At 57.8% G+C, this 12,902-nt stretch carries 14 protein-coding genes; 10 read left to right on the top strand and 4 right to left on the bottom strand.

The window, feature by feature from the left end:
- Window positions 1-106: 106 nt before the first annotated feature.
- A complete protein-coding gene (locus tag SMD27_RS06780) occupies window positions 107-457 on the top strand; it encodes a RidA family protein (protein WP_320507614.1) in 351 nt (116 codons plus the stop codon).
- 82 nt (window positions 458-539) lie between these two features.
- On the opposite strand, the gene mobA is transcribed toward SMD27_RS06780, so the two are convergent.
- Window positions 540-1,166: a molybdenum cofactor guanylyltransferase MobA gene (mobA, locus tag SMD27_RS06775; protein ID WP_320507613.1), complete on the bottom strand. Its 627-nt coding sequence runs from the start codon at window positions 1,164-1,166 to the stop codon at window positions 540-542.
- 93 nt (window positions 1,167-1,259) lie between these two features.
- On the opposite strand from mobA, the gene moaA reads away from it, so the two are divergent.
- The 4 genes from moaA (at window position 1,260) to alkB (ending at window position 4,107) form a co-directional block, all read left to right on the top strand.
- On the top strand, window positions 1,260-2,252 hold the full coding sequence (gene moaA / locus SMD27_RS06770) for a GTP 3',8-cyclase MoaA (protein ID WP_320507612.1): 993 nt from the start codon (window positions 1,260-1,262) through the stop codon (window positions 2,250-2,252).
- Window positions 2,253-2,292: 40 nt separating this feature from the next.
- Window positions 2,293-2,589, top strand: coding sequence for a Dabb family protein (locus SMD27_RS06765; RefSeq protein WP_320507611.1), 297 nt, complete (start codon window positions 2,293-2,295; stop codon window positions 2,587-2,589).
- Window positions 2,590-2,680: 91 nt separating this feature from the next.
- Window positions 2,681-3,454, top strand: coding sequence for a 2OG-Fe(II) oxygenase (locus SMD27_RS06760; RefSeq protein WP_320507610.1), 774 nt, complete (start codon window positions 2,681-2,683; stop codon window positions 3,452-3,454).
- Between the two features lie 5 nt (window positions 3,455-3,459).
- Window positions 3,460-4,107 carry a DNA oxidative demethylase AlkB gene (alkB, locus tag SMD27_RS06755; RefSeq protein ID WP_320508637.1) on the top strand — a complete coding sequence of 216 codons (648 nt, stop codon included), beginning with the start codon at window positions 3,460-3,462 and terminating at the stop codon, window positions 4,105-4,107.
- 21 nt (window positions 4,108-4,128) lie between these two features.
- Here the strand turns inward: alkB and SMD27_RS06750 are convergent, their stop codons facing one another.
- The gene (locus tag SMD27_RS06750) at window positions 4,129-4,731 is read right to left on the bottom strand and encodes a hypothetical protein (RefSeq protein ID WP_320507609.1); all 603 of its coding nucleotides are present in this window, start codon (window positions 4,729-4,731) and stop codon (window positions 4,129-4,131) included.
- Between the two features lie 154 nt (window positions 4,732-4,885).
- On the opposite strand from SMD27_RS06750, the gene SMD27_RS06745 reads away from it, so the two are divergent.
- On the top strand, window positions 4,886-5,662 hold the full coding sequence (locus SMD27_RS06745) for an NAD kinase (RefSeq protein WP_320507608.1): 777 nt from the start codon (window positions 4,886-4,888) through the stop codon (window positions 5,660-5,662).
- Between the two features lie 157 nt (window positions 5,663-5,819).
- Here SMD27_RS06745 and SMD27_RS06740 read toward each other — a convergent pair whose 3' ends face one another.
- Window positions 5,820-6,704, bottom strand: coding sequence for an N-formylglutamate amidohydrolase (locus tag SMD27_RS06740; RefSeq protein WP_320507607.1), 885 nt, complete (start codon window positions 6,702-6,704; stop codon window positions 5,820-5,822).
- Window positions 6,705-6,918: 214 nt separating this feature from the next.
- Here SMD27_RS06740 and argE point away from each other — a divergent pair, with 214 nt between their 5' ends.
- Window positions 6,919-8,082 (top strand): acetylornithine deacetylase, encoded by a 1,164-nt coding sequence (argE, locus tag SMD27_RS06735; protein ID WP_320507606.1) that lies wholly within the window; start codon window positions 6,919-6,921, stop codon window positions 8,080-8,082.
- Between the two features lie 35 nt (window positions 8,083-8,117).
- Here argE and SMD27_RS06730 read toward each other — a convergent pair whose 3' ends face one another.
- Entirely contained in the window at window positions 8,118-11,552 is a 3,435-nt protein-coding gene (locus SMD27_RS06730) for an acyl-[ACP]--phospholipid O-acyltransferase (protein WP_320507605.1), read from the bottom strand.
- A gap of 95 nt (window positions 11,553-11,647) precedes the next feature.
- Between SMD27_RS06730 and SMD27_RS24115 the strand changes: the two genes are divergently transcribed.
- The 3 genes from SMD27_RS24115 (at window position 11,648) to SMD27_RS06720 (ending at window position 12,868) form a co-directional block, all read left to right on the top strand.
- On the top strand, window positions 11,648-11,980 hold the full coding sequence (locus tag SMD27_RS24115) for a (2Fe-2S)-binding protein (RefSeq protein ID WP_379990269.1): 333 nt from the start codon (window positions 11,648-11,650) through the stop codon (window positions 11,978-11,980).
- 307 nt (window positions 11,981-12,287) lie between these two features.
- Window positions 12,288-12,491 carry a cold-shock protein gene (locus tag SMD27_RS06725; RefSeq protein WP_320507604.1) on the top strand — a complete coding sequence of 68 codons (204 nt, stop codon included), beginning with the start codon at window positions 12,288-12,290 and terminating at the stop codon, window positions 12,489-12,491.
- 86 nt (window positions 12,492-12,577) lie between these two features.
- On the top strand, window positions 12,578-12,868 hold the full coding sequence (locus SMD27_RS06720; RefSeq protein ID WP_320507603.1) for a hypothetical protein: 291 nt from the start codon (window positions 12,578-12,580) through the stop codon (window positions 12,866-12,868).
- The last annotated feature ends 34 nt before the right edge of the window (window positions 12,869-12,902 follow it).

Raw genomic sequence — 12,902 nt, 5'->3', positions numbered from 1 at the left:
GCGGGAGTGTGCCAAGCCTTTGTATTCCGCCGAAACAACCCTTTCCGGCGCGTATCGGAGAAGACATAATCCCGTCCTTCGTAACCAAAAAGTGAATGAGGTTTGCATGTCGATCAAGCGTCTCGGTGACCCGTCTCTTATTGCTGATGCCGTCATCCACGGCGACACAGTTTATCTTGCCGGCACTGTCGCCGAAGAACCGGTTTCGCCTTCGGTCTATGAGCAGACCAAGAACATCCTGAAACAGATCGATGCGGTTCTGGCCGAGGCCGGTTCCGACAAAACCAAGCTTTTGCGCACGCAGATCTTCCTTTCCGACATCTCGACCTTCGCCGAGATGAACAAAGCCTGGGGAGAATGGGTCCCGAAGGGCCAAGCGCCGGCCCGCGCCACGGTGGAAGCGAAATTGGCCGATCCGAAGTGGAAGGTCGAAATCGTTGTGACCGCAGCCCGCTGATCGGCCGGCCGATGGTCAAACTGTCCGGCTAATAGACGTTCTTCAAACAGGCGCCATCTGGCATTGGATGGCGCCTGTCTGGTCAACTGCCGGCGCTTATCAGCCGCTCCGCCAGGGCTAGGTCCTCTGGCGTGTTCACGTTGAAGAACGGATCGCACGGCGTCGTCTCGAAGTCGACGACGATCGATTTGCAACGATCGGTCCAATCGCCGACCTTTCTTAGTCCTTCCTCGACCAGAGCCGCTCGCAATTTCTCCCGTAAATCGATGCGCCAGAGGCCCACAACCGGATGCTGCCGGCCTGAACTACGGGCCATGGCAACTTCAGTTCGCTCATCAGACGCCTCAGCTAGTCTGGCGACGAGATCGGCCGGCAAAAAGGGGCAATCGGTCGGCGCCGTCAGGACCCAGCGGCAAAGGGGATAGCGCTCGGCCGCCCATTCCATCCCTGTCAGCAGGCCTGCCAGCGGTCCCGGAAAGCCGGCGATCCGGTCGCTCGCCACGGGAATACCAAAGGCGGCAAACCGCGCCGGATCGCCATTGGCATTCAGAACAAGGCTGTCGAGCTGCGGCATCAAACAAGCGATGGTGCGTTCTAGGATCGAACGGCCGCCAATTTCCAACAGTCCCTTATCGCCCCCGCCGAGCCGCCGGGCCAGTCCGCCTGCCAGCAAAATACCGATACAAGGCCGCAACTCGTTGATCTGCATGATTCTTCCCAAGGCGCTTACAGCGCCATCTTGGCGCAGATGGATGTCGTTTTGGGGAAGAAATCTGCCCCGGGACTATCTATATTGAGAAACATGATAGATCCATTCGGCCGAACCATCTCCTATTTGCGCGTCTCCGTCACGGACCGCTGCGACTTTCGCTGCATTTATTGCATGGCGGAAGACATGACGTTCCTGCCCAAGGCGGAAGTCCTGACATTGGAAGAGCTGGACCGCCTATGCAGTGCCTTTGTCGGCCTGGGTGTGCGTAAGCTCCGCCTGACGGGCGGGGAGCCTTTAGTCCGCAAGAATATTATGGAATTGATCCGCAGCTTATCGGGGCATCTGAAAAGCGGCGCATTGGATGAATTGACCCTCACCACCAACGGCAGCCAATTGGCTAAATATGCCGATGATCTTGCCCGTTGCGGGGTAAAGCGCGTCAATGTCTCTATCGATACGCTGGATCCGGAAAAGTTCACCGCCATCACACGCTGGGGCAAATTGCCCGTCGTGCTGGACGGATTGCGTGCCGCCAAGCAGGCGGGCTTAAAGGTGAAGATCAATACCGTCGCCCTGAAAGGCGTCAATGACGAGGAGATATTCGATCTCGTCGATTGGGCCGGCCGCGAGGGCCATGACATCACCTTTATTGAGGTGATGCCGATGGGCGATATCGGCGGCGAAAACAGGCTGGATCAGTTTTTCCCCATCTCGATGCTGCGCGCCAAGCTACAGCAGCGCTGGACCTTGACGGACACCGCGGAACGCACCGGCGGCCCTGCCCGCTATGTCCGCGTGGAAGAAACCGGACAACGGGTCGGCTTTATCACGCCGCTGACGCATAACTTCTGTGAAAGCTGCAATCGTGTGCGGCTGACCTGTATGGGCACGCTTTACATGTGCCTCGGCCAAGACGATGCCGCCGATCTTCGCACACCGTTGCGCCAGAGCGAGAGCGATGCGACGCTGATTGAGGCGATCCGCGAGGCCATTACCCGGAAGCCGAAAGGCCACGACTTCATCATTGATCGCCGGCATCAAGGTCCCGCGGTTTCTCGTCATATGAGCGTGACCGGCGGGTAATAGCCCGCCGCACGTCATCCCAGCGCGTTAGGATATCGCGATGATTCGCCACATCGTCATGTGGAGATTGAAGGATACACCGAACAAGGCCGGCAATGCCGTCCGCATCAAGCAGTTACTGGAAGGCTTGCGCGACCGTGTCCCTGGCCTGCTCAAAATTGAGGTGGGCATCGATTTCAGTCGGAGCGACACGTCGGCCGATGTCGTCTTGCTTTCCGAATTCCCCGATGCCGATGCTCTGGAAGCCTATCAGCGCCATCCACTCCATGCGGCGATGAAACCTGAGATTGGTGCCATGACCGCCGAGCGGCGCGTCGTCGATCATGAGATCGGCTAGACAGATAGAGCCGCCAGCAAGATTCGGAGTGTATCAGGGCCGCCGGTCTCCATATTGCGTTGGTATCGATCACCAACATCGGAGCCTTGCGATGCGGCCTGAAACTACGCCGAAACGGGCAGTAGATCCTCCCGCTTCTCCTCTCGACCGCGCGGTGGCGCATCTGTCGGAACGCCTGGCTTCTTGCGACTGGAAGCGGTTGGAAGATGAATTGGATCGTTATGGCTGCGCGATCATCGAATCGCTGCTTCCATCAGTCACTTGCCGCACATTGCGGCAGCTCTATCCCGACGACACGCTCTTTCGCAGCCGGATACAAATGGGTCGCCATGGCTTCGGCAAGGGTGAATATAAATATTTCGAATACCCCCTCCCCCCTATCGTCGCGACACTTAGAGACGAGGCCTATCCCTATCTGGCACCGATCGCCAATCGCTGGCAGGCGGCGATGAAGCTGGAGCCGCGCTTTCCTCCCGAACATGCGGCTTTCATCGAGCGATGTCATGCCGCGGGGCAGACGCGCCCGACGCCTTTGCTGCTACAATACGAAGCCGACGACTACAATTGCCTGCATCAGGATATCTATGGGGATCTGGTGTTTCCGCTGCAAATCGCTGTGCTGCTTTCGACACCTGGGGAAGACTTTACCGGCGGAGAATTTGTTCTGACGGAACAACGGCCACGCATGCAATCGCGTGCGGAAGTCGTTTCCTTGCGCCAGGGAGATGCAGTCGTTTTCGCCGTTCGTCATCGCCCCGCACAAGGAACCAAGGGAAGCTATCGTGTACAGATGCGGCATGGCGTGAGCCGGTTGCGCAGTGGCCACCGTCATACACTCGGCATCATTTTTCACGATGCATCGTGACGTCCATGGGGACCGGAGATCTCTTCGCTGAATTTGACCAAGGCATCATGCCTTTGGCGGAAGGCGGCGTTATTCTTAGGGGCTTCGCCCTGGATGAGGTCACCGGGCTATTTGCGGATATCCTTGATATCGCAAGTCGGTCACCCTTTCGCCATATGACCACGCCGGGCGGCTATCGCATGTCCGTCGCCATCACCAATTGTGGGGATTATGGCTGGATTACCGATCGACGTGGCTACCGTTATGAAGCTATCGATCCTGCAACGAGCAAATCTTGGCCGGCCATGCCGTCATCCTTCCTCGCTCTAGCCCAGCGCGCTGCGGATATGGCCGGTTTTCCGGATTTCTGGCCGACTTGCTGCCTCGTTAATCGCTACGAACCGGGTGCGAAGCTGTCTTTGCATCAGGACAAGGACGAGGCGGATTTCGCGGCTCCCATCGTCTCGGTCTCGTTGGGCTTGCCGGCGACGTTCCTGTTCGGCGGCGCACGCCGTAACGACAAGGCCCGCCGCTTCCCATTGAATAGCGGCGATGTTGCCGTCTGGGGTGGTGCATCGCGGCTGCATTTTCACGGCGTTGATACGCTCGCCGGCGGCACCGATTCCTTGACCGGGCCTTACCGTTTCAACCTGACCTTCCGCAAGGTAAGATAGGTCTATCTTCGGCGCAGCCGCTCAATCGATGGTGATCTGATGAGCGAAGGCTTTGCCATCGGTCAAGGTTATCTGCCGATAACCCAACAGTTTCATCAAGTCGAAGAAGTTTGCCTCTTCCGGATGGGTGGTCTGTTGGAAAAAGCTGGTGGACCGGGCAACGGCGGTCAGGGTCGCCAGCAAAGCGCGTGCCCGATAGACGGTGTCCAATTGTCCATCGACCAGTCCGACGATGATCAGCTTGTCCGACTGGCTGCCTTTGGTGAAGATGGCGTAGTAAGGTGCATATTGGCCGCCCAGCAATTGCTTGGTCAGGCCGATGACGAAAGCCTGGCGACGCACCTTGTCGCTATCCGGCAGGGTCGGCGCCGGCGAGGTGTAATGCTCGGTCGTTTTCGGCTTTGGATAATAATATCCGGCGTAGCGATCGGCCTGGCCATCGCTATCGCTGGCCTCATCGGACGGCTCGGGCAGCAACGGCTCGGGCGGTGTCAGGGAGATGGTTTCGGTCGAATTGGCATCCTGGGTTCCGCTTCCCGCGGATTGCGCCTGTGCCAGCGTCACATGGCCGGCCAGCATGATCAGGAGGATGGCCGCCGCAATCCCTCCAAGAAACCTTGTCATTTCATCTCTCCCCAGAATCCTGGCATAAGCTATCGCCGGAATCGCAGCCGATCCGCCGGCTAGACTGTGGTCGGTCGCAGCCCATTTGGCAAGTGGCTGAGGAGGCCGCTATACTCGACCAAACCGCATTCCCGGGACGGAGACTGGACAGATCATGGAAGGTAGGTCGCAAGGCGCCATCGCATTCGTGGCGGCGGAAACCGCCGATGCCCAGGCGGCCCAAGCCACCCTGATCGCGCGCTATGGCCAGGGCGATCCGGCGAAAGCGAATGTCATCGTCGTTCTGGGCGGCGACGGCACCATGTTGCGGACGCTCCATCAAACCATCGATCACCGCGTCCAGCTTTTCGGCATGAATTGCGGGACTGTCGGCTTTCTGATGAATCGTTTCGATGTCGAAAATTTGCCCGAACGCATCGCCAAGGCGCGCCAATCGATCCTGCATCCCTTGCAGATGAGGGTAATTTGCCAGGACGGATCGGAACATCTGGCTCTCGCCATCAATGAAGTCTATCTTTCGCGCGAAACCGCCCAGGCGGCGCGAATTAGCATCGCCATCGACGGCGTCGAACGCCTTCCGGAATTGGTTTGTGACGGAATAATGGTAGCTACGCCGGCCGGCAGCACGGCCTATAACCTTTCCGCACACGGTCCGATCCTGCCGATCGGCTCCGGCGTCTTGGCCCTGACGCCGATCAGCGCCTTTCGCCCGCGGCGCTGGCGCGGCGCCATCCTGCCGCATCGTGCCGTGGTGCGGTTTACGATCCGGGATGGCGATAAAAGGCCAGTCAGCGCCACCGCCGATTTCAACGAAATCCGCGATATTTCGCAGGTGACGGTCAGTGAAGATCGCAGCATCCGCCTGACCTTGCTTTTCGACCCGGAGCATCATTTAGAGGAACGCATTCTGCAGGAGCAGTTTCAGGCGTGAGCGCATTTCGCTGGAACAGCGTGCGGCTCTCCTGGGACCACACCCCGCCCATCCCCCGATGCATGCTGCTCAGTGACGCGAGCGTCCTAAATCTGTCGTAGTTACGCGCGGATATCTGTGATCCCGGTCACCTTAACAGCCATCGGTCCAGCCAATATTATTTTGCCAATCGATCCGAGACATAGGCAGCGACAGTGGCAATGAGCCGATCGATATCCTTCTGAAGCCGATCGAAGCCAGCCGTTTTGACGATCCGGTCTTCATCCATGTAAAGACCGCGATTGACCTCGATCTGCAGTGAATGGCGCTGGATTTCTGGGCGGCCGACCCGCATCACCAACTCTGCGCCCTTAAAAGGGTCATTCAACGCCACCCTGTAGCCCATGTCGCGCAACGTGCCTGACACGATGTCGGTAAAATCCGGTTCGCAGGACGTACCGTCACGGTCGCCAAGGACGAAATCCGCACGCGGGATCCGCTGACCGCGATGTCGCCCCATGGAGCGCATCGAATGGCAATTGATATGCCAGGCAGCGCCGAACTCGGCCCTCGCCTTTTCCGCCAGGGCTTCCAGTTCCTGCAGATACGGCCGATGGAAACGGTCGATCCGGGACCGAACCTCAGCAATGCTCAGCCGGCGATCATAGATTTCGACATTGCCTTTTATCAATCGGCGTATCAGGCCAAGACCCATTTCTGCCTTTTCACTGCGAACGACCGGATTGGGCCAATCCTCCTCCATGATCGTCAGGTCGATTTCGTCCTCATGCCGGTTGGGATCGACATAAGACCTGGGGAACAGGGCTTTTAAAAAGACCGCACCATGCAAGGGTGCTGTCTCATAGAGATCATCGACGAAAGCATCTTCGGCGCGCCGCAACATGTCGCGCGGCGGCACATGGTTGAAGTCCTGGGGATAAGCCCGGCCGCTATGGGGTGAATCGAAAATCAGCGGTAATTGCATATCAGGCATTGCCGGTTCGTAGCGGGCGAGAACACCATCGATATGGTGCGTGCGGCTGATCTGAGGCGGCAAGGGCATTCTCAGCCGCCTCGCTTCCTGGTCTTTTGCGTTGAAAAACCACGCTTCCTTAATTGCATATCCGTTCAGCTTGCTATCAACCCATAAAGAGTTATTGTTGCAATTATCGTTATCGTCAACAAGCACTGCCCAAATCGGCTCCCACTGCCTCGGCCCCCGTCTCTGGCACGGTGGAATATGCGAAGAGCCGGCGGGCCTAACGGACAATAGGATCATGGCATCCTCGAAAATGACCAGCCAGGAAATGATGCGGCGCTTGATCGCATTCGACACCACGAGCCGTAATTCCAATCTGCAACTTATCGACTTTGTCCGCGATTATCTGGACGGTTATGGCGTCAAGAGCTTGCTGGTGCATGACGACACGGGCGCTAAAGCCAATCTGTTCGCGACGATCGGGCCAGAGGATAAAGGTGGGATTTGCCTGTCGGGCCATACCGATGTCGTGCCGGTGGACGGCCAGGACTGGCATAGCGATCCCTGGGAGATGATCGAGAAAGATGGCCGCCTTTTTGGGCGCGGTGTTGCCGATATGAAGGGCTTCCTCGCCGTTGCCCTGGCAGCCGTCCCCAAATTCGCCGCAGCGGGCTTGAAGACGCCGATACACCTCCTGTTTTCGCATGACGAAGAAGTCGGCTGCATCGGCGTGCGCAAAGCTTTGGCCTTGATGAAGGATTGGGATGTGAAGCCCGTCGGCTGCATCGTCGGAGAACCGACCGGCATGCAGGTCACGACTGCCCATAAGGGAAAGAAGAGCGTCCGCTGCCATGTGCACGGCCATGAGTGCCATTCCTCATTGGCGCCGCAGGGCGTCAATGCGGTTGAATATGCGGCGGAAGTTATCGCACATCTGAAACGGATCAGCCGCCGCATGGCAGAGGAAGGCCCGTTCGATCCCGATTACGATGTGCCTTATACGACGGTACATACGGGCGTCATCAATGGCGGCACCGCTTTGAATATCGTACCGAAGGACTGCCATTTCGATTTCGAATTTCGTTATGTTCCCGGCGTCGATCCTGAAGAACTTTTCGATGATGTTCGGGGCTTCGCCGAGCGAAACTTGCAGCCGGAAATGAACCGCATATCACCGGAAACCGGTTTTTCCTGGCGCGAACTATCCGCCTTCCCCGGGCTCAACACACCGCTGGATGCGGAGATCACCACGACGGCTAAATCCCTGGCGCAGGTAAATGGCACCATCAAGGTCGCCTATGGTACGGAGGCCGGGCTCATTCAAAATATCGGCATTCCTACTGTCATCTGCGGGCCAGGCCATATCGCTCAGGCGCATAAGCCGGATGAATATGTCGATATCGCGCAAATCAAACAATGCGATGCCTTCATGGATCGCCTGGTAGAGCGCCTCAGCGAGTAAGGTCTAGCAACCGCTCTGACTGCTCATACTTCTGGTTAGGTTACGGATGCGGGCGCCATGGCATGCGCCGCTGCCAGCGACTTGATTTGCTTGAGATCGATCTTGCCGATGCCGAGAACCGGCAGGCTGCCGAGCGGCAACAGATCCCCCGCTTTTGGGATCCACAATCTCGGCAGATTACTCTGACCCAGTGCTTTCCAAACTTCGTCGGGCGCCAGGTCGGTATGGCTGACATAAAAGCCGACTAGCCTTTCCCCTTTCTGTGAATCCGGCACTGCGGTGACGGCGGCGGCTTCAATCCCCGGCACCTCCATAAGTGCTTCCTCGATCCGCAGATGCGGCACCATCTCGCCGCCGAGTTTACTGAAACGCGCCAGACGATCGGTGATCCGGATGAACCCGTCATTGTCGATCACGGCAATATCGCCAGTGACATACCAATCGTCCCGCAAAACACTGGCGGTCTTTTCTGGATCACCGAGATAGCCCAGCATCCGTGCGGGGCTTTTCAGCAGCAAGAGCCCCTCCTGGTTTTCACCAAGATCGGCTCCGCTTTCCGGATCGACGACCTGCGCCGCGACGCCGGGAATTGGATGGCCGACCGTGCCGGGCTTGGTGCCGGTCTGTGTATCGGGGCCGAGATCGATGTTGGGGACATTGACGGAAACGACAGGTCCCATTTCGGTCGTACCGTATCCTTCCAGCAATTGGTGGCCGAATTTTTCCTCGAAGGCCTTGGCCAGTTCCGGCCGCAACCTTTCGGCGCCCACCACGACATGGCGGAGACTCGCGAAGTCCTCCCGGCTGCATTGCCGCAAATAGGTTTGGCAGAAAGTCGGCGTCGCGATCAGTAGGGTCGCGCGATAATTCGCCACCAATTTGCCGATGGTTTTCCCGTCCAGCGGATTGGGATGATAGACCACGCCGAAACCGCAGACTAAAGGCAGACAGAAGGTGCCGGTGAAGCCGAAGGCATGGAAGAAGGGCAAGATCCCCATCATCTTGTCGTCGCGCTGCACCCACAGAAGTTGCGCGATCGATTCAAGGTTGGAGACAATATTGTGATGCGACAGCATCACCCCTTTCGGCTCGCCGGTCGAACCGGAGGAAAAGATCACGGTGCAGAGGTCGGCCGGTTCCCTGTCCTGGTCGCAGTAAAGCCAATCGAGCCAACGGGCCGGCAAGAGCCAGGCCAACAGATAAATGAGCTTCGCTTCCGGGCCTGCTAGCCGCTTCATGACGTCTTCCATGAAGACCATGCCTGGCTCCTCGGCCAGCTTGGCCTTCTGCAGAAAGGCGCGCGATGTCAGGATGGTCTTGATCTCCGCCTTGGCGATCGCAGCCTTCAATGCCTCATGGCCGGCGGTGAAGTTGAGATTGACGGGCACCTTGCCGGCAAAGAGCGCCGCCATATTGGCAAGCGCCCCACCCACCGAGGCCGGCAGCACCAAGCCGACCATACGCTCCGTCAGGCAACGGTGACGCAGCCAGCGCGACAGTAAGATAGAACCGACGAGAGCCCGGCCATAATTAAGCTCTCGCCCGGTTGAATCCGCCATGCAGAACCGCGTCCAGGTTTTCTTCGCACGGCGCAGGAAGCGAAGATGCACCAGGTCGTCTCGCGTGCGGCGTAGGCGAAAGGCGTCTCCGCCCATTTCAAGAAGCCGGCGGCGCAAGCTGGAAGCGCGGCTACTCGCCGGCACCGGTGCACCGAAAGTTACGGTGACGGGGTAAAAGAAATGAAGCGGCCATTTCCAAAAAAAGCGGCCACCCTTGAAGCTGAAAACACTGCCCCAGACTTGGTCGAGATGCACAGGAATGACCGGCACATCCAGCCCATCGAGAATCTTCTCCACGCCGCGCTTGAAAGGCAACATATTGCCGGTCCGGCTGATGGCGCCTTCGGCAAAAATGCAGACAACATGCCCGGCCTGCAATTCCGCCCGCGCAGCACTGATGGCCCTGACCGCATTGCGGCCGCCGCTGGTGGGGATCGCTTTCATCAGGCGAAACAGCCAGCCGAAAAGCGGCAGATCGAAGAATGGTGCATAGACCATGAAGCGGATGAAGCGTTGAACGCAGGCGCCCACGATCAGGCCATCGATGAAAGACAAATGATTGCAGACCAGCAAGGCCGGGCCATTCAACGGCACGTGCTGCGGCCCTTCGATCCGGATGCGATAGATACTATGCGTGAGAAGCCAGAGGCAGAAGCGGATCAGGAAATCAGGCAGCAATAAGCAGAGATAGATCGTCACGCTAAAGCTGAGCAATCCGCTGACCAGCATCGATTGGTCCGGCCGCAAACCAAGCACATGACCACATAGGAGCAAAGCGCCGGCACCGCAAAGGATGCCGACATTGTTGAGCACATTATTGGCGGCGATCAGCCGGCCGCGGATATCGGCAGCAGCTTTCTGCTGCAACATGGCATTCAAGGGGACGATGAAGAAGCCGCCGAAGAAGCCCAAAATGCCGAAACCGGCGGCTGCCCAGCCGAAAGCGTAATCCGCAAAAAGCATGGCGATGGCCGTGAGGCCCATGCCGATCGACCCCAGCGGGACCAGGCCCAACTCAACCTTATGTCCGGAGAAGCGGCCGGCCAGCATACTGCCGACGCCAATCCCGATCGCCATCGCCGCCTGCAGCAGGCTGGTCTGGGAATCGCCGAGATGCATCAGCTCCTTGCCGTATTGCGTGGTCAGAAGTTGTACCCAGGCGCCCAGGAACCAGAAATAGCTGATACCGAGCACGGTCAGCCAAAGCCGGTAATTTGCCTTCAGTTGCCGGATGGCGATCCAGACTTCGCGAAACGGGATCCAAGAAAATGGCTTTGCCTGTGTGGGCTTTGGTGTCCGACCAATGCCGAGACTGGCAAGCGATCCCAGGATCGATATCGCCACCGCGACGGCGGCGATATCCAGCATCTCGCTTTTCCAGTGGTCGTAGATGATCCCGCCGGAAACGGCGCCCAGGATGATGGCGAGAAAGGTACTCATCTCGATGAGCGCATTGCCGCGTGAGAGATCCCGGTCCGGCAGCAATTCGGGGACACAGCCGTATTTCGCCGGGCTGAAGAACGTCGCCTGGGTTGCGAGTAAAAAGAGCACGAAGAGCATGCCGCCGATGCTTTCGTCGTAAAACGCGACGGCAGCCAGGAGCATGATGCCGATCTCGGCGCTCTTGGTGATGACCAGCACGGTCCGCTTTGAATGGCGGTCAGCCAGCTGGCCGGCATAATCGGAAAACAGCAGAAAGGGCAACACGAACAGGGCGGAAGCAAGAAAGAGATAGGCGTTGCTGTCCCAGCCCTGGATACCCGCTGCCCGGTTTGCCGCCACCAGATCGATGGCGAACAGGGTAACTACGAACTTGTAGAGATTGTCGTTCAGCGCCGCGAGGAACTGGGTCACCAGCATCCAGGCAAAGCCCGGCTTGCGCAGGAGATGCCAGTAGCTGCTTTCGTACATTGATTTTCCCGTCGAACCAAAGTCGGTTTTGCTCGACCTTCGGCGGCTGGCGGAACCCTGTCAAGTGTCAGAGCTGTTGCAATTGCGTTCCAGTTATGCGGATTCCTCCTAGGAGGGGCCGCCTCCTGTTATTGACACTCATTCGCATTCTCACCATATTCGCAGTATCAGTCTATGCGGAGCCACGCATGTATGTGTGCCTATGCAACGGCCACCGGTCGAGCGATATCGAGCGGGTAGCCCGGGATCAGAACCTGACCTGTCCGAAAGCGATTTACCAAGCTTTGGGCGGGCCGGTTTGCTGCGGGACCTGTCTAAATGTAGCCCAGGAAATCGTTGAAGACGTTCATGCAAAAACCATGACCGAGGTTGTAGAAACCGTTGTGGAACCCACGGTGGTCTGCCCTCGCCTCATGGCGGCGGAATAGGGAACCCAGGCCATGTATATATGGCGCTCCATGCCCCCAAGCTCGGTTTTCTGGTTTTTAAGGCTCTTTCGGCGGCGCCCTTCCCGGCGTTAACTCATTTGGCCTCCGTGTGGAGATCGATTTCTCGATGAAAAATTGAGAATTAACCCTTGTCGTTTGTGGGCATATCCACCATATGTTACCGGATTCGATATTTAGCCTGCCTTGCTATTTGCCCGCTTGGGCTCCTTCAAGACAATGCTTCACTTCGGATAAGCCGTCCCGGACGGCAACCTTTCGTTCTCATGCGTTTCTTAAGGAGGCCCAAATGGCTATCGGAACCGTCAAGTTCTTCAATTCGCAAAAAGGTTTTGGCTTTATTCAACCCAATGACGGCAGCAAGGATGTGTTTGTTCACATTACCGCCGTCGAGCGGGCCGGAATGTCCTCGCTCAGCGAAGGTCAGAAGGTCAGCTATGATGTTGTGAGCGAGCGCGGCAAAGACGCGGCTGCAAACATCCAGCCAGCATAAATCGCAGTGTACATTGCCTGACATAGGCCCGATATCCTCGGATATCGGGCCTTTCGTTTAACCGATGGAACTGGGAGGTGACCAGCATGACAGACGATACCGTCGATTTGGATGCGCATCGAGGCATGACCGCCCAGCATGAAACCGAACTGCGGCGGCAGGCTGTCGATGTACAACGGGACCAGGATTTGCTTCGGAACCGTCAGACCCACCTGGAGGAAATGTTCTTATCCTCGCCAGCAACGACTTGGCCGGAAGCGGCAGATAAAGCCAGCTATCTTATCCAGCGCTTGCTCGACCTGTCCTGCACGCAGGACCAACGCTTAATCAAGCTGGCCGAGAGCGTATCAGAGGATTTCCGGCGGCTTTCGCGCTAATGGATGGAGCCGGCCCTACCGTTCTGCTGATACC

The sequence above is a fragment of the Dongia soli genome, from assembly GCF_034044715.1.
Taxonomy (GTDB): Bacteria; Pseudomonadota; Alphaproteobacteria; order Dongiales; family Dongiaceae; genus Dongia_B; species Dongia_B soli.
Note: the sequence above shows the minus strand (reverse complement) of the source record. Positions and strands in the feature narration are given on the sequence as shown.

Excerpts from the sequence above, each read along its gene's own strand:
- SMD27_RS06730 (WP_320507605.1), bottom strand. The coding sequence starts at position 11,552 with ATGTACGAAAGCAGCTACTGGCATCTCCTGCGCAAGCCGGGCTTTGCC.
- SMD27_RS06765 (WP_320507611.1), top strand. The coding sequence starts at position 2,293 with ATGATTCGCCACATCGTCATGTGGAGATTGAAGGATACACCGAACAAG.
- mobA (WP_320507613.1), bottom strand. The coding sequence starts at position 1,166 with ATGCAGATCAACGAGTTGCGGCCTTGTATCGGTATTTTGCTGGCAGGC.
- argE (WP_320507606.1), top strand. The coding sequence starts at position 6,919 with ATGGCATCCTCGAAAATGACCAGCCAGGAAATGATGCGGCGCTTGATC.
- SMD27_RS06720 (WP_320507603.1), top strand. The coding sequence starts at position 12,578 with ATGACAGACGATACCGTCGATTTGGATGCGCATCGAGGCATGACCGCC.
- moaA (WP_320507612.1), top strand. The coding sequence starts at position 1,260 with ATGATAGATCCATTCGGCCGAACCATCTCCTATTTGCGCGTCTCCGTC.
- SMD27_RS06725 (WP_320507604.1), top strand. The coding sequence starts at position 12,288 with ATGGCTATCGGAACCGTCAAGTTCTTCAATTCGCAAAAAGGTTTTGGC.
- SMD27_RS06745 (WP_320507608.1), top strand. The coding sequence starts at position 4,886 with ATGGAAGGTAGGTCGCAAGGCGCCATCGCATTCGTGGCGGCGGAAACC.
- alkB (WP_320508637.1), top strand. The coding sequence starts at position 3,460 with ATGGGGACCGGAGATCTCTTCGCTGAATTTGACCAAGGCATCATGCCT.
- SMD27_RS24115 (WP_379990269.1), top strand. The coding sequence starts at position 11,648 with ATGCGGATTCCTCCTAGGAGGGGCCGCCTCCTGTTATTGACACTCATT.
- SMD27_RS06750 (WP_320507609.1), bottom strand. The coding sequence starts at position 4,731 with ATGACAAGGTTTCTTGGAGGGATTGCGGCGGCCATCCTCCTGATCATG.
- SMD27_RS06780 (WP_320507614.1), top strand. The coding sequence starts at position 107 with ATGTCGATCAAGCGTCTCGGTGACCCGTCTCTTATTGCTGATGCCGTC.
- SMD27_RS06760 (WP_320507610.1), top strand. The coding sequence starts at position 2,681 with ATGCGGCCTGAAACTACGCCGAAACGGGCAGTAGATCCTCCCGCTTCT.
- SMD27_RS06740 (WP_320507607.1), bottom strand. The coding sequence starts at position 6,704 with ATGCCCTTGCCGCCTCAGATCAGCCGCACGCACCATATCGATGGTGTT.